The organism is Variovorax sp. GW821-FHT06D12, assembly GCF_059419205.1.
On sequence record NZ_JBWKRI010000012.1, the window covers coordinates 116,267 to 135,352 of the forward strand.

Consider the following 19,086-nt stretch of genomic DNA (forward strand, 5'->3'; position numbering starts at 1 on the left):
ACGGGGGATGCGATTCGCCGCACTGTGGACTTATCTGCGCGCCTGGCTCCCGGGCCCTTCCAACGTCAATGCGCGCGAGCGCCTGCGCGCCGTGGGCGGCGCAGGCATCGGGCTGCTGATCACCGGCCTGCTGTGCCGCTGGCTGGCCGTGCCGCTGGAACATGCGGTGTGGTTGGTCGCGCCGATGGGCGCCACCGCCGTGCTGGTGTTCGCCGTGCCCGCCAGCCCGCTGGCGCAGCCCTGGTCGGTGATCGGCGGCAACACGCTGTCGACGCTGGTGGGCATCGCCTGCGCCAGCTGGATTCCCGACACCGCCGTGGCCGCCGCCCTGGCCGTGGCGCTGGCCATCGGCCTGATGTTCTTCACGCGCTGCCTGCACCCGCCCGGCGGCGCGGCGGCGCTGCTGGCGGTGCTCACGCACACCACCGATTTCTCGGCGGCGCTGTTCCCGGTGCTCGTGAACTCGCTGCTGCTGGTGATGGCGGGCGTGGCCTACAACACGCTCACGGGGCGGCGCTATCCGCACGTGCAGGTGGCACGCCCGCCCTCGCCCGATGCACGCTTCAGCCAGGCCGACATCGACGCCGTGCTGGCGCGCTACAACCAGGTGCTCGACATCAGCCGCGACGACCTCGAGTCGCTCATCCAGCAGACCGAACTCGAGTCGTACAAGCGCCGCCTGGGCACGCTGCACTGCGCCGACATCATGTCGCGCACGCCGATCTCGGTGGAGTTCGGCACGCCGCTGCAGGAAGCCTGGACGCTGATGCACCAGCACCGCATCAAGGCATTGCCGGTGACCGACCGCACGCGCCGCGTGGTCGGCATCGTCACGCAGGCCGACTTCTTCCGCCAGCTCGACCTGCAGCACCACGACGGCATCGCCGGCCGGCTGCGCGACCTGATCCGCGCCACGCGCACGGTGATGTCGAACAAGCCCGAGGTGGTCGGCCAGATCATGACGCGCCAGGTGCGCGTGGCCAGCGCCGACCGGCCGGTGGTCGAGCTGGTGCCGCTGTTCTCCGAAGGCGGGCATCACCACATTCCGATCATCGATGAAGAGAAGCGGCTGACGGGGATGATCACGCAGTCGGATTTCGTGCGGGCGCTGTACCGCGCAGTGAGCCCGGCGTAGGGCCCGCACGTCGCCTCCCCCTTCTCGCGAAGGGGAAGGCGCAAGGCGTCACTCCAGCACCACGTTCGCCTTCTTCACCAGCGCCGCGTAGCGCGCGGCCTCGCTGCGGAAATAGCTCGCCGCCTGCTCGGGCGACGTGGGCTTGACGATGTTGCCCTGCTTGTCCATCGCCTCGCGCACCTCGGGCGCGGCGAAGGCGGCCACGATGGCCTCGTGCACGCGCTTCACGTCGGCCGGCTGCATCTTCGGCGGGCCGATCACCGCGAACCAGCCTTCGATCGCGTAGTTCGGCAGCCCCTGCTCCGCGATCGTCGCAATCTCGGGCGCGGCTGGTGAGCGCGCCGGGCCGCACAGGCCGATGGCGCGCAGTGCGCCGCTCTTGAGATGTGGCTGCACCGCCGGCAGCGCGACCACGCCCATCTCGACTTGGCCCGCGATCATGTCGGTCACCATCGGCCCGGTGCCCTTGTACGGAATGTGCCGCGCCTTCACGCCGGCCTCGTCCATGAACATCTCGCCCGCGAGGTGGATGATGGTGCCGTTGCCCGACGAGGCGTAGTTGTAGCCCTCGGGTTTCGTGCGCAGCAGCGCCACCAGCTCCTTCACGTTCTTCGCCGGCAGCTTCGGGTTCACGGCCAGCACCAGTGGCGTCGCGCCCACCACGCTGATGGGCGTGATGTCGGCGATGGCGTCGAAAGGCATCTTCTTGAACACGCTCGGGTTGATCACGTGGTTGTTCGACACCATGCCGAGCGTGAACCCGTCGGGCGGCGCCTTGATCACGGCCGAGGTGCCGGTGATGCCGCCGGCGCCCGGCAGGTTCTCGATCACCACCGGCTGGCCCAGCGCCTTGCCGAGCGCGACCGAGGCGGCGCGCGCGATGGCGTCCACGCCCGAGCCCGCGCTGATCGGCAGGATGAAGCGCACGGGCTTGTCGCCGCCCTGCGCGAACACCGGGCGGGCGACCGACAGCACGACCGCCGACGCCCCCAGGCCGAGCAGCGCGCGGCGGTTGAATGATGAAGAAGAAGCAAAAGAAATCGGGCTCATGGGTCTTGTCTCTCTTTGTCTTTGTCGGTGCTTGAAGGATCAGGCCACGGCCGCTTCGGCGTGCAGCGCCTCGACCTGTTCGTGCGCATAGCCCAACTCGGCCAGCAGCGCACGCGTGTGCTCGCCCAGCGTCGGCGGATGCAGGCGCACGCCCAGCCGCTCGCCACCGAGCGTGATCGGGAACAGCGTGGTCTGCGCCATCTCGCCGGCCCGCTCGCCGTCGGGCAGGCGGATGTCGGCAAGGCCGCCGGTGGCCTGCAGGTGCGGATCGGCATACAGGTCTTCGGGCCGCGTGATCGGCGCGAACGGCAGGCCGCGTGCCTCGAAGATCGCCGACAGCTCGGCGGCCGAACGGTCGGCCAGGCGCGTGCGCAACGCGGCCAGCAAGGTCGGGCGCAGGCGCACGCGGTCGTTGTTGGTCTGCAGCGTGGCGTCGGCCTTCAGGTCGTCGAAGCCCAGCGCGTCGCAGAAGGTCTTCCACTGCGCGTCGCTCACGGCCGCCAGGAAGATCTGCTCGCCGTCCTTCACGGTGAACACGTCGTACAGCGCCCAGGCCGAGATGCGCTCGGGCATCGGCGCCGCCGCCTGCCCCGTGATGGCGTACTGCAGCATGTGCTGGCCGACCAGGAACACGTTGTTCTCGAACAGCGCCGACTGCACCTCCTGCCCCCGGCCGGTTTCGGCGCGCTGCATCAGCGCGGCGATGGCGCCGATGGCGCCGAACATGCCGCCCATGATGTCGTTCACGCTCGTTCCCGCGCGCAGCGGATCGCCGGGGCGCCCCGTCATGTACGCGAGCCCGCCCATCATCTGCACCACCTCGTCCAGCGCGGTGCGGTGCTCGTAGGGACCGGGCAGGAAGCCCGTGTGGTTCACGTACACGAGGCGCGGATTGAGCTTGCCCAGCGCGGCGTAGCCCAGGCCGTACTTGTCCATCGTGCCGGGGCGGAAGTTCTGCGCCACCACGTCGGCCGTGGCGCACAGGCGCAGCGCGGCCTCGAGCCCCTGCGGATGGCGCAGGTCGAGCGCGATGCTCTTCTTGTTGCGGTTGAACATCGGGAAGAAGCCCGCGCCCGCGCCCAGCAGGTGCCGCGTGCGGTCGCCGTCGATGGGCTCGACCTTGATGACCTCGGCGCCCAGGTCGGCCAGCACCATGCCGCAGGTCGGCCCCATGACCATGTGCGTGAACTCGACCACGCGGATGCCCGCGAGCGGCAGGCGTTTGGCTTCGGTACTCATGCGGCGACGCCTTCCGCCGGTGCAAAGGTCTTCGGAAAGCCCGCGCGCCACACCGTGCCCTGCAGCGTCTCGCCGTCGAGCCAGCCGGCCACGCGCTTCCTCAGATCGAGCAGCTTCGGCAGATCGACCCCCGTCTGCACGCCCATGCTCTCGAGCATGAAGACGAGGTCTTCGGTGTCGACATTGCCGCTCGCGCCCGGCGCATGCGGGCAGCCGCCGATGCCGGCCAGGCAGGCGTCGAAGCGCGTGATGCCGACCTCCAGCGCGGCGTAGACATTGGCCAGGCCCAGCCCGCGCGTGTCGTGGAAATGCCCGCACCACAGGCGGTCGCCCGCGATGCGCAATGCGCGCTCGAACAGGCTGCGCACCATGGCCGGATCGGCGTAGCCCACCGTGTCGGCCAGGCTCACGCGGTCGGCGCCGGCGTCGAGCAGCGCCTGCATCAGGCGCAGCACCTCGTCGGGGTCGACATGGCCCTGCAGCGTGCAGCCGAAGGCCGTGCCCACGCCGCCGTCGATCAGCGTCTTCGAGCCCGCCGCGTCGCGCGCCGCACGGATGCGGCCGACCTCGGCCACCACCTCGTCGGGCGTCTTGCGCAGGTTGGCCAGGCTGTGCGCGTGGCTGGCCGACAGCGGCACCATCATCAGGTCGGCCTCGCCCGCGATGGCGCGCTCGGCGCCCTTCAGGTTGGGCACCAGCACCGAGGCGAAGAGCCCCGGCAGCGTCTTCGCATACGCCAGCAGCTCGGCCGTGTCGGCCAGCTGCGGCAGCAGGTGCGCCGGCACGAACGAGCCGACCTCGATCTCGCGCTGGCCGGCCGCGTGCGCGTCGCGAATCCATTCGAGCTTGTGCGCCGTGGGCAGCACGCGGGCAATGCTTTGCAGGCCGTCGCGCAGGCCCACTTCGCGGACGACCGCGCGCGGCGGCAGGAAGGCGTGAATCAAGAGCGTGTCTCCGTCGTGAGGGAATGACGTTGATCGTAGAAGTTCCGATTCAGTCCTGAAGGTATATTTTGGAAGCCGTTTGCTTCCAGATTGGAACTTCATGAGAGACCTCGACCTGACCACCCTGCGCCTGTTCGTCGCCGTCTGCGACAGCCGCAGCATCGCGCGCGCGGGCGAGCAGGCCAACATCGTCGGCTCGGCCATCAGCAAGCGACTGGCCCAGCTCGAAGACACGGTCGGCACGCCGCTGCTGCTGCGCAAGCGCCGCGGCGTGGTGCCCACGCCGGCCGGCGAAACGCTGCTCGAACACGCGCGCGCCATGCTCGGCAGCGCCACCCGCATCGAGCGCGACATGGCCGCCTATGCGGGCGGCGCGCGCGGGCATGTGCGCATCCTGGCGTCGGCCTCGGTCATGGCCGAGTCGCTGGCCGAGGACGTGGCCGGCTTCCTGCAAGACCCGGCGCACCGCAACATCCGCGTCGACATGGAAGAGCGCGTGAGCCCCGAGATCGTGCGCGGCATCCGCGAGGGCATCGCGTCCCTCGGTCTGTGCTGGGACGCGGCCGACCTGGACGGGCTGGAGCGGCGCGACTACCGCTCCGACCACCTGGCCATCGTGGCCCACCCGTCGCACCCCGTGGCCCGCCACGACGCTGTGCGCTTCGAGCAGGTGCTCGACCACGAATTCGTCGGCATGCCCGCGCTCAGCGCCGTGCAGCTGATGCTCGCGCGCGAGGCGGCCGTGGCCGGCAAGCCGCTCGTGTACCGCGTGCTGGTGTCCAACTTCGATGCGGCGCTGCGCGTGGTGCGCGCCGGGCTGGCCATCAGCGTGGTGCCGGCGGAGGTCGCCCGGCCCTTCACCGAGGCCTTCGGGCTGCGGCTGATGCCGCTCACCGACGACTGGGCGCGCCGGCGTTTCGCGATCTGCTTTCGCAGCGAGGCGGCGCTGTCGCCCTCGGCCCAGTTACTGGTCGCGCACCTCGAGCGCTGTGCCACGGACCGCTCGGAAGCCACCTGATTCGTCCGATATCAGAAACGATTCATTGTGCTGGCGGTGGTTTTTGTTTCGTTTCGCGCAACCTAACATCCGGTCTGTTCACGCTGTCACCCTCAACCCATCGACCGAAAGACACCGCCATGTTCCGCAGAACCCTCGTTGCCGCCGCCGCCCTGTCCGCCGCCTTCGCCCTCGCGCCGCTCGCCGCCCAGGCCGCCCAGCCGCTGAAGATCGACGTCTACAACCCCGGCACGAAGTCGATGTTCCCCGTGTCGTCGGTGCTGGTCGCCGGCGCCACCGACGCCGTGCTGGTCGACGCCCAGTTCCAGCGCAACGACGCGCAGGCGCTGGTGCAGAAGATCAAGGACAGCGGCAAGAAGCTGACCACGGTCTACATCAGCCACAGCGACCCCGACTACTACTTCGGCCTGGACGTGATCCGCGCCGCCTTCCCCGACGCCAAGATCGTCGCCACGCCGCAGACCGTGGCCGCCATCCAGGCCTCCAAGGACGGCAAGCTCGCGCACTGGGGCCCGATCCTCAAGGACAACGCGCCCCAGGCGCTGGTCGTGCCCGAGCCGCTGGCCGGCAACAGCCTCGTGCTCGAAGGCAAGAAGATCCAGGTCGTCGGCCTGGACGGCCCCTCGCCCGCGCGCACGTTCGCGTGGATTCCCTCGCTGAAGGCGGTGGTCGGCGGCATTCCGGTGTCGGCCAACATCCACGTCTGGGTGGCCGACACGCAGACGGTGCAGTCGCGCCGCGACTGGCTCAAGACCCTCGACCGCATCGCCGCACTGCACCCCAAGACCGTGGTGCCCGGCCACTACCTGCCGAACGCCGACGGCTCGGCGCCCTACACCGTGGCCTCGGTGAAGTTCACGCGCGACTACCTGAAGGCCTTCGAGACCGAAGCAACGAAAGCCAAGGACTCGGCCGCGCTGATCGCCGCCATGAAGCAGCGCTACCCGAAGCTCGAGGACGCCTCGTCGCTCGAACTCGGCGCCAAGGTCATCAAGGGAGAAATGAAGTGGCCGCAGTAACCAGCAACAACAGCGACTCCGCCACGCTGCACTGCATCTTCGATCCGCTGTGCGGCTGGTGCTATGCCGCCGCGCCGCTGGTCGAGGCCGCGCGCACCGTGCCGGGCCTGCGCGTCGAACTCCACGCCGGCGGCATGATGACCGGCGCCAACCGCCGCCCCATCACGCCGCAGTGGCGCGACTACGTGATCCCGCACGACAAGCGCATCGCCGAACTCACAGGCCAGCCCTTCGGCGAGGCCTACTTCGAAGGCCTGCTGCGCGACACCGGCGCGGTGATGGACTCCGAACCGCCGATCACCGCCATCCTCGCCGCCGAATCGCTGCGCGCAGGCGGCGGGCTGGACATGGCGCACCGCGTGCAGCAGGCCCACTATGTCGAAGGCCGGCGCATCGCGGAGGCTGGCGTGCTCGCCGAACTGGCGGTCGAACTCGGCTTCGATACCGAAGCTTTCGTCACGGCTTTCCAGCAGCACACGGGCGACGCCACCGCGCGGCACATCGCCGCGAGCCGTGACCTGCTGCAGCGCGCGGGCGGCCAGGGCTTCCCGACTTTCGTGCTGGCGCAGGCCGACGGCAGCGCGGGGCGCATCGACATCGGGCCGTGGCTGGGACGTGCGGACGACTGGAAGGCGCAGCTCGCCACCTTCGTCGTGCCGGCGCCATCTGCAGCCGCAGCGCCGCAAGCCTGCGGCCCTGACGGCTGCGCGATCTAGCCGCATCGCCGGTCTGGGCCGGCGATGGCCCCGTTCACCACAGAACGGGGCCGATTCGGGTATGCCGCCATCAAATGAGAACTATTCTCGACAATAATTCTCCTGCGATTCGCGCGCCACACCCCAGCCCATGTCCGCCCAACTCTCCTCCAGCCCGCTGCTGAAAGCCTTCCAGGACAGCTACCAGGAACTGGTGCGCTTCATCGCGCGCCGCACCGGCAGCCCGCACGAAGCGCGGGAGCTGGCGCATGACACCTGGGTCCGGCTGGCCGAACGTGCGCAAGCGCGGGACGACACCACCGCCGACCCCGCCCCGCCCGAGGCCGCCGTGCGCGCCTACGTCTACACCGTGGCCGAGAACCTCGCCATCGACCACCTGCGCCGCCGCCAGCGCAGCGCGGAGCGCTTCAGCCCCGCCCCCGTCGACCCCGACACCGGGCTGACGACGGGACACGACCACCACAGCACACGGGACGTGGCCGACGGCGTCGCCCACCGGCAGGCACTCGACGCAGTGGATGCCGCGTTGCGGGCCCTGCCGCCGCGCAGCCGCGACATCTTCCTGGCCGACCGGCTCGACGGCGCCTGCCATGCCGAACTGGCGCGCCGCCACGGCGTGTCGATCAAGACCGTGGAGCGCGAGGTGATGCGGGCGCTCGACAGCGTCGAGGCCGCGCTGTACCGCTGGCGCGGCGACGTGGCGCCGGCGCGCACCGGGCGGCGCCGCGCGCTGTCGGCCCTGCTCGGCGTGGGCGGCCTCAGCGTCGGCAGCGCCGCGCTCTGGCAGGCCTGGCGCCAGTGGATGCCCGGCTACAGCGCCACCCTGGCGACCGCCATCGGACGCATCCAGGCACAGGCGCTGCCCGACGGCAGCCGCCTCACGCTCGACGCCGCGAGCCGCGCCGAGGTCCAGTACTTCGCCACGCGCCGTACCGTGCGGCTGCTGGCTGGCAGCGCCTTCTTCGACGTGGCGCGCGACGAAGCGCGCCCCTTCATCGTCAGCGCCCTGGGCCACGAGATCACGGTGCTGGGCACGCGCTTCGAGGTCGCGCTGCAGGACGGCGGCGTGCGCGTCGCGGTGGAATCGGGCCAGGTGCGGGTGCGCAGCGCAAGCGGCGACGCGCGCGTGCTCGGCGCGGGCGACCGTGCCTTCATCGACACGGCGCTGCAGCTGTCTGCCGCCCAACCGGCCGCGAACGCCGTGAACAGCGCCGTGGCCCCGTGGCGCGACGGCTGGCTCGACTTTCATCACCAGCCGCTCGGCGAGGTGGTGGAGCGCCTGGCGCGCTACAGCCCGCGCCCCCTGCGCGTGGCGCCCGAGGCCGCGCAACTCCCGGTGTTCGGGCGCGTGCGCATCGCCGAGGCGAGCACCTGGCTGCGCCTGCTGCCCAACAGCCTGCCGGTGCGGGTGCGCGAAGACGACGGGGCAGAACGCGCCCTGGTCATCGAACGCCGCCCGATCTCCTGACGCCGGCATCCGCCTGCTGGCCTTGTCTTGTCTTTCTTGCGATCTGCATGAGGGATTGCGCTCGCTCGGTCGTATCAGTCCATGGAGCCCGGAACAACCGCCCTGCGGACGTCCCGGAATTTTCATGACCCCGACCTGAACCGAGAGAACCGCATGCCCTCCCGCCACCTTCTTCTCCCCGCCGGCCGGCGCCACCTGATCGCGGCGGCCGTGCTGTGCCTGGTCGCTCAAGCCAGCCAGACCACCTGGGCCCAGAGCGCGACACCGCCCGCCGCCGGCGCAGCCATCGCCTTCTCGATCCCCGCCCAGCCGCTGGACCAGGCGCTGAACCAACTTGCGCGCCAGGCCGGCGTGCAGCTGCTGGCGGCGCCGGGCCTGCTGCAGGGCCTGCAGGGCCGCCCGGTGCAGGCCAGCCTCAGCGTGCAGGCCGCCGCCGCGCAACTGCTCCAGGGCAGCGGGCTGGCCGGCCGCATAGCGGGCAGCACACTGGTGATCGAGAAAGCGCCAAGCGCCGCCGGCGCCACCCTGCCGGCCGTGACCGTGAGCGCCACCGCCGAACTCGAAACCAGCCTGGGCCCGGTGCCGGGCTATGTCGCCCGGCGCAGCCAGAGCGCCACCAAGACCGACACGCCGATCCTCGAAGTGCCGCAGTCGATCTCCGTCATCGGCCGCGAAGAACTCGAAGCGCGCGGCGTGCAGACCGTGATGGAAGCCGTGCGCTACGCACCGGGCGTGGTCGCCGGCAACTGGGGCTACGACGCACGCGGCATCGACTGGCTGCTGCTGCGCGGTTTCGACGCCACCGCAGGCAACGCCATGTACCGCGACGGCCTGCTGCTGCCGGCCTACTCGCTGACCGAGCCCTACGGCGTCGAGCGCGTCGAGGTGCTGCGCGGCCCGTCGTCGGTGATGTTCGGGCTGGGCGATGCGGGCGGCATCGTCAACCGCGTCAGCAAGATGCCGAGCAGCACGCCCACGCGCGAGATCGAAGTGCAGTACGGCAGCTTCCAGCGCAAGCAGCTGGCCGTGGACCTGGGCGGCGCCCTGAGCGACACACTGAGCTACCGCCTCGTGGGCGTCGAGCTGGACAGCAACAGCCAGCAGCGCTACCCCAACGGCGCGCCCGCCGAAGTGAAGCGCAGCTACCTCGCGCCTTCGCTGCGCTGGCAACCGTCGGCCGCCACCTCGTTCACCCTGCTCGGCGAATTCCTGAAAAGCGATGCCAGCGACGACACCTTCAACGTGACCGACGCGAAGGGGCGCGACACCGGGCTCATCCAGGGCGAACCGAACTACAGCCGGATCAAGCAGCAGCAATCGTCGCTCGGCTACCTGTTCGAACACCACATCAACGACGACTGGGCGGTGCGCCAGAACACGCGCTACTTCAGCTTCGACACCGACAAGCACCACGTGGTCGTCAACCTCGCGCCCGACGGCTACACGCTGCGGCGAACCGCGCGCTTCGCCCCCGAGTGGGTCAACCAGTGGACCGCCGACACGCAGCTGCAGGGCCGCGTGCGCACCGGCGACGTCGAGCACACGCTGCTGTTCGGCGTCGACTGGTCGCGCGTCCGGTACACGGCCAAGCAGTTCTCCGGGCCGGCGCCGAGCCTGGACCTGCGCTTTCCCGTCAACGGCCTGCCGGTGGCGGAACCGTTCCGGCCCGACAGCAACTTCACGCAGACCACCGAGCAGCTCGGCGTGTACGCACAGGACCAGATCAAGTTCGGCCCCCACTGGCTGCTCACGCTCGGTGGACGGCAGGACCACGTCAAGTCCGCCACCTACGATCGGCTGAAAGGCGAACGCACGACACAGACCGACGACAAGTTCAGCGGCCGTGCGGCCCTGAGCTACCTCATCGGCAACGGCTGGGCACCGTACCTCAGCTACGCCGAATCCTTCATGCCGACCAGCGGCGTCGACCTGAACAGCACGCCGTTCCGGCCGAGCCGCGGCAAGCAGGTGGAGGCCGGCGTCAAGTTCCAGCCCGAGGGCACGCGCGCGCTGTTCACCGCGGCCGTGTTCGACCTGCGCAAATCCAACGTGGTGACCTACGACCAGAACACCTTCGAGGCGCGCCAGATCGGCCGCATCCGCTCGCGCGGGCTCGAACTCGAAGCCAAGGCCGAGCTGGCGCGCGACCTGAACCTCACGGCCTCCTACACCTGGCTCGACACCAAGGTGCGCGAGAGCGCCAACGAGACCGAGCGCGGCAAGACACCGATCCAGGTGCCCCGCAACACGGCCTCGCTCTGGCTCGACTACACGATGGGCAACGGCTTCGGCTTCGGCGGCGGCGTGCGCTACATCGGCAAGCGCTGGAACGACGTGGGCAACACCTCGTCCGAAGGCGGCGTCGCGCTGCTCGACGCCACGGTGCACTACAAGCGCGGGCCCTGGCGCTTCGCCTTGAGCGCCACGAACCTGGCCAACCGCCAGTACGCCGCATCGCGCGCGTACAGCAAGTACTACCCCGGCAGCGATCGCGCGGTGGTCGCGAGCGCGAAGTACCAGTTCTGAGGCGCAACGCCTAGACGACCTTCTCCAGGAACACCAGCCGGATCGGCGCGTCCAGCAGCGCGTCGAACCGCTTTTCGAAGGCCTGGAAATACGGCGTGGCGAAGTGCGCGTCCAGCGCGGCCTGATCCTGGAACGACTCGCGCATGTAGAAGCTGCCGGGCTCGTCGCGCAGTTCGAACAAGGTGTAGTCGAGGCAGCCGGGCTCCTGCCGCGTGGGCGCCACCAGCGCGCTCAGAGCGTCGCGCAGCGCCTCGCGCTGGCCGGTCTTGGCCTTCAGGACGGCGATGCTGATGAGGGGCGTGGTGCTCATGGGTCGGTGCGTTGTGGAGTTCGGATGCCTGCAGTCTGCGGCGACCCTCGCACATGAAAAAGCCCCCTCGCCCCGAAACTCCTTCAATCGCACCTTGAAGATCGCGGCCGCTTCAAGCGCGCGCTACCGGCTGCACTGGAAGCTCGCTGCCTGCGACGCATCGCCAGTCACGTAGCGCGGCCACAGCGGCCACTCGCACAGCGGACGCGCGCGGGTCGTCTTGAATGGCGGCTGCACGTCCTGTTCGAGCAGTTGAAGCCCCGCCGGCGCACGCCCACGCTCGACCCAGTCGGCCAGCGCGCCGAGCATGTCGACGTTGGCCGGTGCGCCGCTGCCCACATGGTCGACACCGGGCGCGGTGTACAGGCGCATGAAACGGTCCACGTTCTCGCGGCCCATGCGTGCCACCACCGACTCGTAGTAGCGGATGCCCGCGAACGGGCTCTGCGCGTAGTCGGCCATGTGCTCCAGCACCAGCAGCTTGCCGCCGCGCGCATGGAAGGCGCTCAGGTCGGGGTTGGTCGAGTCCATCAGCTGCGACACGGTGGCGATGCGCGCGGCGAAGTCTTCGGCGCGGTAGTTGCGCACGTCGAGCGACGGATTGCGCGCGTAGAAATACTGCAGCGCCCCGCTGCCGTAGAACCACGCGATGCCGTTGCTCGGCTGCGGCGGCACGGTCGGTGCGGCGGTGCCTGTCCACCACGCGTTCCAGCCGCCCATCGACGCAAAGGCGGGTGTGCCTTCACCGCCGATGCCCCAGCCCGGGTACTCGGTGACGCCATGCGCCAGCGGCACGGGCGAGCGCCACGGCGAGCGCAGCGTGCGCACCGCCTGCACCTGCGCGTCGTTGAGGCAGTTGTCGCCGCTCGTGCCCGCTGCGCAGCGCAAGGTGGCCGGGTCGAAGCGCTGCAGGCAGGCCACCGGGTTCGACACGATGCGGTCGGCCACGCCGTCCGTCGCGTCGCACGACGCGAGCACCGCGTTGTGCACCAGCTGCACCTGCGCGGGCCGCAGCCAGCCTTCGCCGAAGGTGGCGATGCCGTTGCGCGTGCCCGCATGCTGCAGCCCGGTCCAGTTGATCACCGGCACGCGGCTGAAGATGCCGTCGAAGTCCTGCGGATAGCGCTGCGCCATCGTGAGCGCCTCGCGCCCGCCTTCGGAACTGCCCATGAAGTAGAGCTTCTGCGGCGCGTGGCCGTAGGCGCGCTGCGTCAGCGCCACCGCCACGTCGCGCACCTTCTTGTACGAGGCATGCGCGAAATTCACGAGCGCCTCGTCGTTGAGCGCAAAGGCCTGCGGCGGCTGGCCCTGCACGTTCTGGTGGCCCGAGTCGGTGCCGTAGGTCACGTAGCCCTGCGCCAGCGGCGTGGGCAGGTCGAAGCGCGCGGCGGGCACCAGCGCCAGGCCGGTGATCAGCGTGCCGTTGAAGCCTCCGCCGCCGTACTGCACGCTGCGCCCGTTCCATGCGAGCGGCAGGTTGACCTGGAACAAGATCGGCGGCGCGCTCGCGTCGACCGGTGCGATGCGTCCGAGCACCTTGCAGTACGCGGGCATCGCCGGCGTGATGCGCGACGCGGGGCTGGGGCCGCGCTCGGCCACGGCCAGTGCAGACGCCGGCACGAGCGCTGCCGAGTCGATCGTCGCCGCGCCGCTGGGCAGGCCGATGGCGGTGGCCGCCACTGGCGCGGTGAGCGCCGCGCAGGCCTGGGCCGGATCGGCGCCGAGGCCCAGGCGCGTGGGGCCGGTCGAGGCCGTGCCGCATGCGGCGAGCAAGGCGGCGGTCGCCAGCATGGCGCCCCCGCTGAACACTGTCTGGGGGATCACCATCTGTCTGTCTCCTGGTTGTTTTGTGTGATCTGCCGCCGCTACCGCGCCACGCCCAGCAGCCGATCGAGCACCTCCGGCTGCGCGCGCAGCGCCGCCGCAGTGTCGGCATGCACGATGGTCCCGTGGTCGAGCACCACGGCCTGGTCGGAAATCGCGAGGATCGCCTGCGGGTGCTGCTCCACGATGATCGCGGCCAGCCCCTCGTCACGCGTGATGCGGCGGATGGCGCGCAGCAGCTCCTCCACGATGATCGGCGCCAGGCCTTCGAGCGGCTCGTCGAGCAGCAGCAGCTTCGGGTTGAGCGCCAGCGCGCGGCCCACGGCCAGCATCTGCTGCTCGCCGCCCGAGAGCTGCGTGCCCAGGTTGGTCTTGCGCTCGGCCAGGCGCGGGAACATCTCGTACACGCGCTGCGGGTTCCACTGGCCGGGGCGCTCCACGGCCGTCAGGTTCTCGTGCACCGTGAGCGACTTGAAGATGTTGCGCTCCTGCGGCACCCAGCCGATGCCGGCCGCCGCGCGCTGGTGCGGCTGCAGCTTGTGCAGCGCCGCGTGCCCGCCGAGCGCGATGGTGCCGCCGTGCTGGCGCGTGGCGCCGGCCAGCGTGTTGATGAGCGTGGTCTTGCCGGTGCCGTTGCGGCCCAGCAGCGCGAGCGTCTGGCCCTCGCCGAGCGTGAACGCCACGTCGTGCAGCACCACGGCCTCGCCGTAGCCGGCGCTCAGGTTCTCGATGCGCAGCAGTTCAGACATGGGCATGTTCTCCGTGGCCCAGGTAGACCTCTTTGACCTTCGGGTCGTTGGCGATCGTCTCGGGGTCGCCTTCGGTCAGCAGCGCGCCGTTGACCAGCACGGTCATGCGGTCGGCGAAGCTGAACACCAGGTCCATGTCGTGCTCGATGAGCAGCACCGACACGTCGGCCGGCAGCGCGGCCACGGTCTGCAGCAGCTCTTCGCGCTCGCCGGCGGGCACGCCCGCCACGGGCTCGTCGAGCAGCAGCACGCGCGGCTCGCAGGCCAACGCAATGGCGATCTCCAGCAGGCGACGCTTGCCGTAGGCCATGAATTTCGTCTGCTGCTGCGCGACGTCGGCAAGGTGGAACTGCTCCAGCAGTTGCCCGGCCCGCTCGGCGATGCGCTTGTCCGCACCCAGCGGGCGCCACCACTGCGCGCCGATGCCCTTGTGCTGCGACACCACGAGCGCCAGCGTTTCCAGCGGCGTCATCGAGTCGAAGAGCTGGTTGATCTGGAAGGTGCGCACCAGCCCGCGCGCCACGCGCTTGTGCGGCGCGAGCGTGGTGATGTCTTCGCCGAGCAGCGAGATGCGGCCTTCGGTGGGCGTGAGCACGCCCGTCAGCAGGTTGATCAGCGTGGTCTTGCCGGCGCCGTTCGGGCCGATGAGCGCATGGCGGGCGCCGCGCTTCAGTTCCATCGTGACGTTGTTCGTGGCCGTAATGCCGCCGAAGCGCATCACGAGGCCTTGGGTCGAGAGCACGGTGTCGGTCATGCCGCACCGCCCTTCTTCTTCGCGGTGCCGAACCAGGTCCACGGCTTGAGCAGGCGGTCGCGTCCCACGAGCACCAGCAGCACGAGGATGAGGCCGATCCAGAACATCCAGTACTGCGGCGTCACCGACGACAGCCAGGTCTGCAGCAGCTTGAAGACGATGGCACCCGCCACGCCGCCGTACAGCCAGCCCACGCCGCCGATGACCAGCATCAGCAGCACGTCGGCCGAGCGGTCGAAGGCCAGCACGTCGAGCGAGGCGAAGCCGGTGGTCTGCGCCAGCAGCGCGCCCGCGGCGCCCGCGATGCCGGCGGCCACGGTGTAGACCACGGCGAGCCGCGACACCACCGGGATGCCGATGGCCATGGCGCGCAGCCGGTTGTCGCGGATGGCCTTGAGCGTGGCGCCGAAGGGCGAATGCACGATGCGGCGCATCACGAGGAACAGCACGAGCATCACGGCCAGCGAGTACCAGGCGGCCGTGCGGCCATACAGGTCGAATTCGAAGAGGCCAAGCACCGGCCCCATCACCACGCCCTGCAGGCCGTCGGCGCCGCCCGTGAGCCAGTCGAGCTTGTTGGCGAGTTCGAGCAGCAGCAGCGCGGTGCCCAGCGTGACCATGAGCCGCGTGAGGTCGCTGCCGCGCAGGATGGTCACGCTGGCCACGAGGCCCAGCACGGCCGACAGCACGGTGGCGAACACGAGGCCGACGGTCGGGTCGGGCATGACGAGCTTGGCGAACAGCGCGGCGGCGTACGCACCGAAGCCGAAGAAGGCCGCATGGCCGAGCGACACGATGCCGGTGTAGCCGAGGATCAGGTCAAGCGACATCGCGAACAGCGCGACGATGGCGATCTCGTTGACCAGCAACGAGTGCGAGGGCATGGCCAGCGGCAGCGCGAAGGCCACGGCCCAGACCACGAACTCCCAGGGCCGCCAGCGCGCGGTGCGCAGCAGGGCCGATTCATAGGCAGGCGCGCTCATCTCAGCGGCCTCCCTTGCGCGTGAACAGGCCCTGGGGCCGCCACATGAGGATCAGGATCATGAGCAGGTAGACGGTGAACGCGCCCATCTTCGGAATGAAGTACTTGCCGGCCACGTCGGCAATGCCGAGCAGCAGCGCGGCGGCGAGCGGCCCGGTGATCGACGAGGTGCCGCCGACCGAGACCACGATGAGGAAATAGATCATGTACTTGAGCGGAAACGTCGGGTCGAGCCCGAGGATTTCCGCGCCCAGCGCGCCACCCAGCCCGGCCAGGCCCGAGCCCACGGCGAAGGTCAGCAGGAACACGATGTTGACGTTGATGCCCAGCCCGGCCGCCACGCGCGGGTCGTCGACGGCGGCGCGCAGGCGGCTGCCGAAGCGCGTCTTCGAGAGGATGAGCTGCAGCACCACGGTGAGCACGGCGCACACCGCGATGATGAAGATGCGGTAGTGGCCCATGCCCAGCAGGAACGCGCCGTCGCCGAATTCGCTGCGCCCGCGCAGCCACTCGGGCAGTTGCAGGTTCTGCTGCGACGAGCCGACGAAGTAGTCGACGGCCGCGACGGCCATGAACGCCAGCCCGATGGAGAACAGCACCTGGTCCAGGTGCGGCTTGCCGTACATCGGCCGGTAGAGCGTGCGCTCCAGCAGCGCGCCGGCCAGCGCGACGACGATGAACGCGAGCGGCAGGCAGGCCAGGAACGGCACGCCGAACTTCTGCATCGCGAACACGGTGAGGTAGCCGCCCGCCATGGCGAAGGCGCCGTGCGCGAGGTTGATGAAGTTCATCAGCCCGAGCGTCACGGCCAGCCCCACGGCGAGGACGAAGAGCAGCATGCCGTAGGCGATGCCGTCGAAAAGAATGGTCAACATATCAGCGATTCAACAGCTTGCGCGCACTGCGCTTTCTTCGGGGAATGCCGAGGACCCGGCTGCGCCGGGCCTCAGGTGTCGCCCCCGGCAGGGGAAGGCGCGCGACACGAAGTGCGCGCAGCCTGGGGGCGAGCTCTGTTACTTCGCCTTGCCCGGGTCCTTCACGCCCTTCAGAACGTCGAACTCGATGTTGTAGAGCTGCCCGTCCTTCTTTTCAACCTTGCGCAGGTACACGTCCTGCACGATGTCGCGCGTCTGCGCGTCGATCAGCACCTGGCCGCGCGGGCTTTCGAAGACCTGGCCCTTCATGGCCGCCAGCAGGGCTTCGCCGCCGCCCTGGCCCTTGGTGGTCTTGAGGGCTTCGTAGATCACGCGCATGCCGTCATAGCCGCCCACGGCCATGAAGTTGGGGCGCATCTTGGGGTTGGCTTTCTGGAAGGCTTCGACGAACTTCTTGTTCAGCGCCGAGGGGTGCGCGGCCGAGTAGTGGTGCGAGGTGACCACGCCCAGCGCGCCGTCGCCCATGTCGTTCAGTTGATCGTCATCGGTCACGTCGCCGGTGGCGATCATCTTGATGCCGGCCTTGTCCATGCCGCGCTCCAGGAACTGCTTCATCACCGCCGCGCCCGCGCCCGAGGGCACGAAGACGAACAGCGCGTCGGGCTTGGCGTCGCGCACCTTCTGCAGGAACGGCGCGAAGTCGGGGTTGCGCAGCGGCACGCGCAGCTTCTCGAGCACCTTGCCGCCGTTGAGCTGGAAGCGCTCGCTGAAGAACTTCTCGGCGTCGTTGCCGGGGCCGTAGTCGGTGACCAGCGTGACCACCGACTTCACGCCGTTCTTGGGCGCCCAGTCGCCCATCACCACCGACACCTGCGGCAGCGTGAAGCTGCTGCGCACGATGTAGGGCGAGGCCTCGGTGATGCTCGAGGTGGCGGCGGCCATCACGACCTGCGGCGTCTTCGACTGGGTGGCCAGCGGCGCGGCGGCCAGCGCGGCCGGGGTGATGCCGAAGCCGGCGATCACGTTGACCTTGTCGTTGACGATGAGCTCCTGCGCCAGGCGCTTGGTCACGTCGGGCAGGCCGGTGTCGTCCTTCACGATCAGCTCGACCTTCTTGCCGGCCACGGTGTCGCCGTTCTGTGCCATGTACAGGCGCGCGGCGGCCTCGATCTGGCGGCCGGTGGAGGCCGACTGCCCCGTCATCGGCAGGATCAGGCCGATCTTGAACTTGTTGTCCTGGGCGCTGGCCACAGGCAGCGACAGCGCGGTGGCGAGCGCAATCGCCGAAAGGCCGGCGGTCTGGATGAGATGGCGTCTTTGCATGGAATTTTTCCTTTGAGGGACGGAACGCGAAACCGGGCGTATTTTGAACAATTCGCAACAATTGACGGAGCAGGCAACCACCTACCCACCCGCCGCACGGGTCTTTGTTGCGCGATCAGTCGAATGGTTGCGCGATGATCGCGCAACCGATGTTTTCAACGGTCCGGGCGGTACGCGGAATCGAGCGTGAGCGTACCCACGGCGCGTGACACGCAGGCGCAGATGCGCGTGGTCGCCTGCTTCTCGTGCGGGCTCAGGAACACGTCGCGGTGATCGACTTCGCCGTCCACGGCCAGCACGTCCATGGCGCACAGGCCGCACTCGCCGCGCTTGCAGTCCGACAGGGTCTGCACGCCGGCCGCATCGAGCGCGTCGAGCAGGGAGCAGTCGGCCGGCACGGTGATCGACAGGTCGTGGCGCGGAATGCGCACGGTGAAGGCCTGCGTGGCAAGGCGGCCGCTGCTGCCGAAGGTTTCAAAGCGCAGGTCGGCGAGCGGCCGGCCCGCCGCGGCCCAGGCGCGCTTGACGGCTTCGAGCATCGGCACCGGGCCGCAGGTGTAGAGCTGGCCGCCGGGCGGCAGCGCGGCGATGGCGGCGTCGAAGTCGATGGGCGCGGCGCCTTCGTGCGCCTGCACGCCGGCCTCGCCCAGCGCGTCGCGCAGGGTGTCGAGATAGCCGAACTCGCCTGCGTGGCGTGCGCCGTACAGCATGGCCACCGGCACGCCGCGGCGTCGGGCCAGCGCGCCCAGGCGCTGCGCCATCAGCACCAGCGGCGTGATGCCGATGCCGCCCGCCACCAGCAGGTAGCCGGGCGCCGCGAGGTCGAGCGGAAAGTGGTTTTGCGGCGCGCTCACCTGCAGCCGGTCGCCCTCGGCCAGCCGCCACATCGCGCGCGAGCCGCCACGGCCGTCGTCCAGCCGCTTGACGGCGATGCGCCAGCAGCTGCCGTCGCCCTCGCCCACCAGCGAGTACGAGCGCGTCTGCACGCGGCCCTGCTCGGTCATCACCTGCACCTGCAGGTGGGCGCCGGGCTCATGCGCGGCAACGAAGTCGGTGTCGGGGCGCAGCGTGAACTCGCGCACGGTGGGCGTGACGTCGCGCAGCGCCACCACCTGCGCCTGCATCCATTGAAGATCGCTTTTCATCGGGGAACA

At 69.8% G+C, this 19,086-nt stretch carries 17 protein-coding genes; 6 read left to right on the forward strand and 11 right to left on the reverse strand.

Going from position 1 to position 19,086, the window contains the following annotated elements:
* The first annotated feature begins 7 nt into the window (after window positions 1–7).
* Window positions 8–1,135, forward strand: coding sequence for an HPP family protein (locus AC07SQ_RS29790; RefSeq protein WP_495273375.1), 1,128 nt, complete (start codon window positions 8–10; stop codon window positions 1,133–1,135).
* 48 nt (window positions 1,136–1,183) lie between these two features.
* On the opposite strand, the gene AC07SQ_RS29795 is transcribed toward AC07SQ_RS29790, so the two are convergent.
* The 3 genes from AC07SQ_RS29795 to AC07SQ_RS29805 are packed head-to-tail and all read right to left on the reverse strand — an operon-like array spanning window position 1,184 to window position 4,368.
* Window positions 1,184–2,185 (reverse strand): tripartite tricarboxylate transporter substrate binding protein, encoded by a 1,002-nt coding sequence (locus AC07SQ_RS29795; RefSeq protein WP_495273374.1) that lies wholly within the window; start codon window positions 2,183–2,185, stop codon window positions 1,184–1,186.
* Window positions 2,186–2,224: 39 nt separating this feature from the next.
* The gene (locus tag AC07SQ_RS29800) at window positions 2,225–3,424 is read right to left on the reverse strand and encodes a CaiB/BaiF CoA transferase family protein (RefSeq protein ID WP_159272594.1); all 1,200 of its coding nucleotides are present in this window, start codon (window positions 3,422–3,424) and stop codon (window positions 2,225–2,227) included.
* Window positions 3,421–4,368 carry a hydroxymethylglutaryl-CoA lyase gene (locus AC07SQ_RS29805; protein ID WP_495273373.1) on the reverse strand — a complete coding sequence of 316 codons (948 nt, stop codon included), beginning with the start codon at window positions 4,366–4,368 and terminating at the stop codon, window positions 3,421–3,423. Before AC07SQ_RS29805 ends, AC07SQ_RS29800 begins: the two co-directional genes overlap by 4 nt.
* A gap of 100 nt (window positions 4,369–4,468) precedes the next feature.
* Between AC07SQ_RS29805 and AC07SQ_RS29810 the strand changes: the two genes are divergently transcribed.
* The 5 genes from AC07SQ_RS29810 (at window position 4,469) to AC07SQ_RS29830 (ending at window position 11,115) form a co-directional block, all read left to right on the forward strand.
* Entirely contained in the window at window positions 4,469–5,386 is a 918-nt protein-coding gene (locus tag AC07SQ_RS29810; RefSeq protein ID WP_495273372.1) for a LysR family transcriptional regulator, read from the forward strand.
* Between the two features lie 119 nt (window positions 5,387–5,505).
* Window positions 5,506–6,405 (forward strand): MBL fold metallo-hydrolase, encoded by a 900-nt coding sequence (locus AC07SQ_RS29815; RefSeq protein WP_495273371.1) that lies wholly within the window; start codon window positions 5,506–5,508, stop codon window positions 6,403–6,405.
* Window positions 6,393–7,121: a DsbA family protein gene (locus AC07SQ_RS29820; protein ID WP_495273370.1), complete on the forward strand. Its 729-nt coding sequence runs from the start codon at window positions 6,393–6,395 to the stop codon at window positions 7,119–7,121. The genes AC07SQ_RS29815 and AC07SQ_RS29820 overlap by 13 nt, the downstream gene beginning before the upstream one ends.
* A gap of 130 nt (window positions 7,122–7,251) precedes the next feature.
* Window positions 7,252–8,589, forward strand: a complete 1,338-nt coding sequence (locus tag AC07SQ_RS29825) for a sigma-70 family RNA polymerase sigma factor (RefSeq protein WP_495273369.1) — start codon at window positions 7,252–7,254, stop codon at window positions 8,587–8,589.
* 153 nt (window positions 8,590–8,742) lie between these two features.
* On the forward strand, window positions 8,743–11,115 hold the full coding sequence (locus tag AC07SQ_RS29830) for a TonB-dependent siderophore receptor (RefSeq protein ID WP_495273368.1): 2,373 nt from the start codon (window positions 8,743–8,745) through the stop codon (window positions 11,113–11,115).
* A gap of 10 nt (window positions 11,116–11,125) precedes the next feature.
* Here the strand turns inward: AC07SQ_RS29830 and AC07SQ_RS29835 are convergent, their stop codons facing one another.
* From AC07SQ_RS29835 to AC07SQ_RS29870, 8 genes are all read right to left on the reverse strand, one after another.
* Window positions 11,126–11,425 carry a putative quinol monooxygenase gene (locus AC07SQ_RS29835; protein WP_495273367.1) on the reverse strand — a complete coding sequence of 100 codons (300 nt, stop codon included), beginning with the start codon at window positions 11,423–11,425 and terminating at the stop codon, window positions 11,126–11,128.
* A gap of 123 nt (window positions 11,426–11,548) precedes the next feature.
* Window positions 11,549–13,252, reverse strand: coding sequence for a tannase/feruloyl esterase family alpha/beta hydrolase (locus AC07SQ_RS29840; protein WP_495273366.1), 1,704 nt, complete (start codon window positions 13,250–13,252; stop codon window positions 11,549–11,551).
* 38 nt (window positions 13,253–13,290) lie between these two features.
* The gene (locus AC07SQ_RS29845) at window positions 13,291–13,998 is read right to left on the reverse strand and encodes an ABC transporter ATP-binding protein (protein WP_495273365.1); all 708 of its coding nucleotides are present in this window, start codon (window positions 13,996–13,998) and stop codon (window positions 13,291–13,293) included.
* Window positions 13,991–14,752, reverse strand: a complete 762-nt coding sequence (locus tag AC07SQ_RS29850) for an ABC transporter ATP-binding protein (protein ID WP_492732525.1) — start codon at window positions 14,750–14,752, stop codon at window positions 13,991–13,993. Before AC07SQ_RS29850 ends, AC07SQ_RS29845 begins: the two co-directional genes overlap by 8 nt.
* A complete protein-coding gene (locus tag AC07SQ_RS29855) occupies window positions 14,749–15,735 on the reverse strand; it encodes a branched-chain amino acid ABC transporter permease (RefSeq protein ID WP_369644033.1) in 987 nt (328 codons plus the stop codon). The genes AC07SQ_RS29850 and AC07SQ_RS29855 overlap by 4 nt, the downstream gene beginning before the upstream one ends.
* A gap of 1 nt (window position 15,736) precedes the next feature.
* On the reverse strand, window positions 15,737–16,609 hold the full coding sequence (locus tag AC07SQ_RS29860; protein WP_056582994.1) for a branched-chain amino acid ABC transporter permease: 873 nt from the start codon (window positions 16,607–16,609) through the stop codon (window positions 15,737–15,739).
* Window positions 16,610–16,747: 138 nt separating this feature from the next.
* A complete protein-coding gene (locus tag AC07SQ_RS29865) occupies window positions 16,748–17,932 on the reverse strand; it encodes an ABC transporter substrate-binding protein (RefSeq protein ID WP_487849273.1) in 1,185 nt (394 codons plus the stop codon).
* Window positions 17,933–18,087: 155 nt separating this feature from the next.
* Window positions 18,088–19,077, reverse strand: a complete 990-nt coding sequence (locus AC07SQ_RS29870; RefSeq protein ID WP_495273364.1) for a PDR/VanB family oxidoreductase — start codon at window positions 19,075–19,077, stop codon at window positions 18,088–18,090.
* Window positions 19,078–19,086 lie beyond the last annotated feature (9 nt).

What these genes read in the sequence shown, in the direction of transcription:
- AC07SQ_RS29825 (WP_495273369.1), top strand. Translation starts at nt 7,252, where the DNA reads ATGTCCGCCCAACTCTCCTCCAGCCCGCTGCTGAAAGCCTTCCAGGAC.
- AC07SQ_RS29830 (WP_495273368.1), top strand. Translation starts at nt 8,743, where the DNA reads ATGCCCTCCCGCCACCTTCTTCTCCCCGCCGGCCGGCGCCACCTGATC.
- AC07SQ_RS29795 (WP_495273374.1), bottom strand. Translation starts at nt 2,185, where the DNA reads ATGAGCCCGATTTCTTTTGCTTCTTCTTCATCATTCAACCGCCGCGCG.
- AC07SQ_RS29815 (WP_495273371.1), top strand. Translation starts at nt 5,506, where the DNA reads ATGTTCCGCAGAACCCTCGTTGCCGCCGCCGCCCTGTCCGCCGCCTTC.
- AC07SQ_RS29840 (WP_495273366.1), bottom strand. Translation starts at nt 13,252, where the DNA reads ATGGTGATCCCCCAGACAGTGTTCAGCGGGGGCGCCATGCTGGCGACC.
- AC07SQ_RS29810 (WP_495273372.1), top strand. Translation starts at nt 4,469, where the DNA reads ATGAGAGACCTCGACCTGACCACCCTGCGCCTGTTCGTCGCCGTCTGC.
- AC07SQ_RS29790 (WP_495273375.1), top strand. Translation starts at nt 8, where the DNA reads ATGCGATTCGCCGCACTGTGGACTTATCTGCGCGCCTGGCTCCCGGGC.
- AC07SQ_RS29835 (WP_495273367.1), bottom strand. Translation starts at nt 11,425, where the DNA reads ATGAGCACCACGCCCCTCATCAGCATCGCCGTCCTGAAGGCCAAGACC.
- AC07SQ_RS29855 (WP_369644033.1), bottom strand. Translation starts at nt 15,735, where the DNA reads ATGAGCGCGCCTGCCTATGAATCGGCCCTGCTGCGCACCGCGCGCTGG.
- AC07SQ_RS29800 (WP_159272594.1), bottom strand. Translation starts at nt 3,424, where the DNA reads ATGAGTACCGAAGCCAAACGCCTGCCGCTCGCGGGCATCCGCGTGGTC.
- AC07SQ_RS29850 (WP_492732525.1), bottom strand. Translation starts at nt 14,752, where the DNA reads ATGACCGACACCGTGCTCTCGACCCAAGGCCTCGTGATGCGCTTCGGC.
- AC07SQ_RS29865 (WP_487849273.1), bottom strand. Translation starts at nt 17,932, where the DNA reads ATGCAAAGACGCCATCTCATCCAGACCGCCGGCCTTTCGGCGATTGCG.
- AC07SQ_RS29870 (WP_495273364.1), bottom strand. Translation starts at nt 19,077, where the DNA reads ATGAAAAGCGATCTTCAATGGATGCAGGCGCAGGTGGTGGCGCTGCGC.
- AC07SQ_RS29845 (WP_495273365.1), bottom strand. Translation starts at nt 13,998, where the DNA reads ATGTCTGAACTGCTGCGCATCGAGAACCTGAGCGCCGGCTACGGCGAG.
- AC07SQ_RS29860 (WP_056582994.1), bottom strand. Translation starts at nt 16,609, where the DNA reads ATGTTGACCATTCTTTTCGACGGCATCGCCTACGGCATGCTGCTCTTC.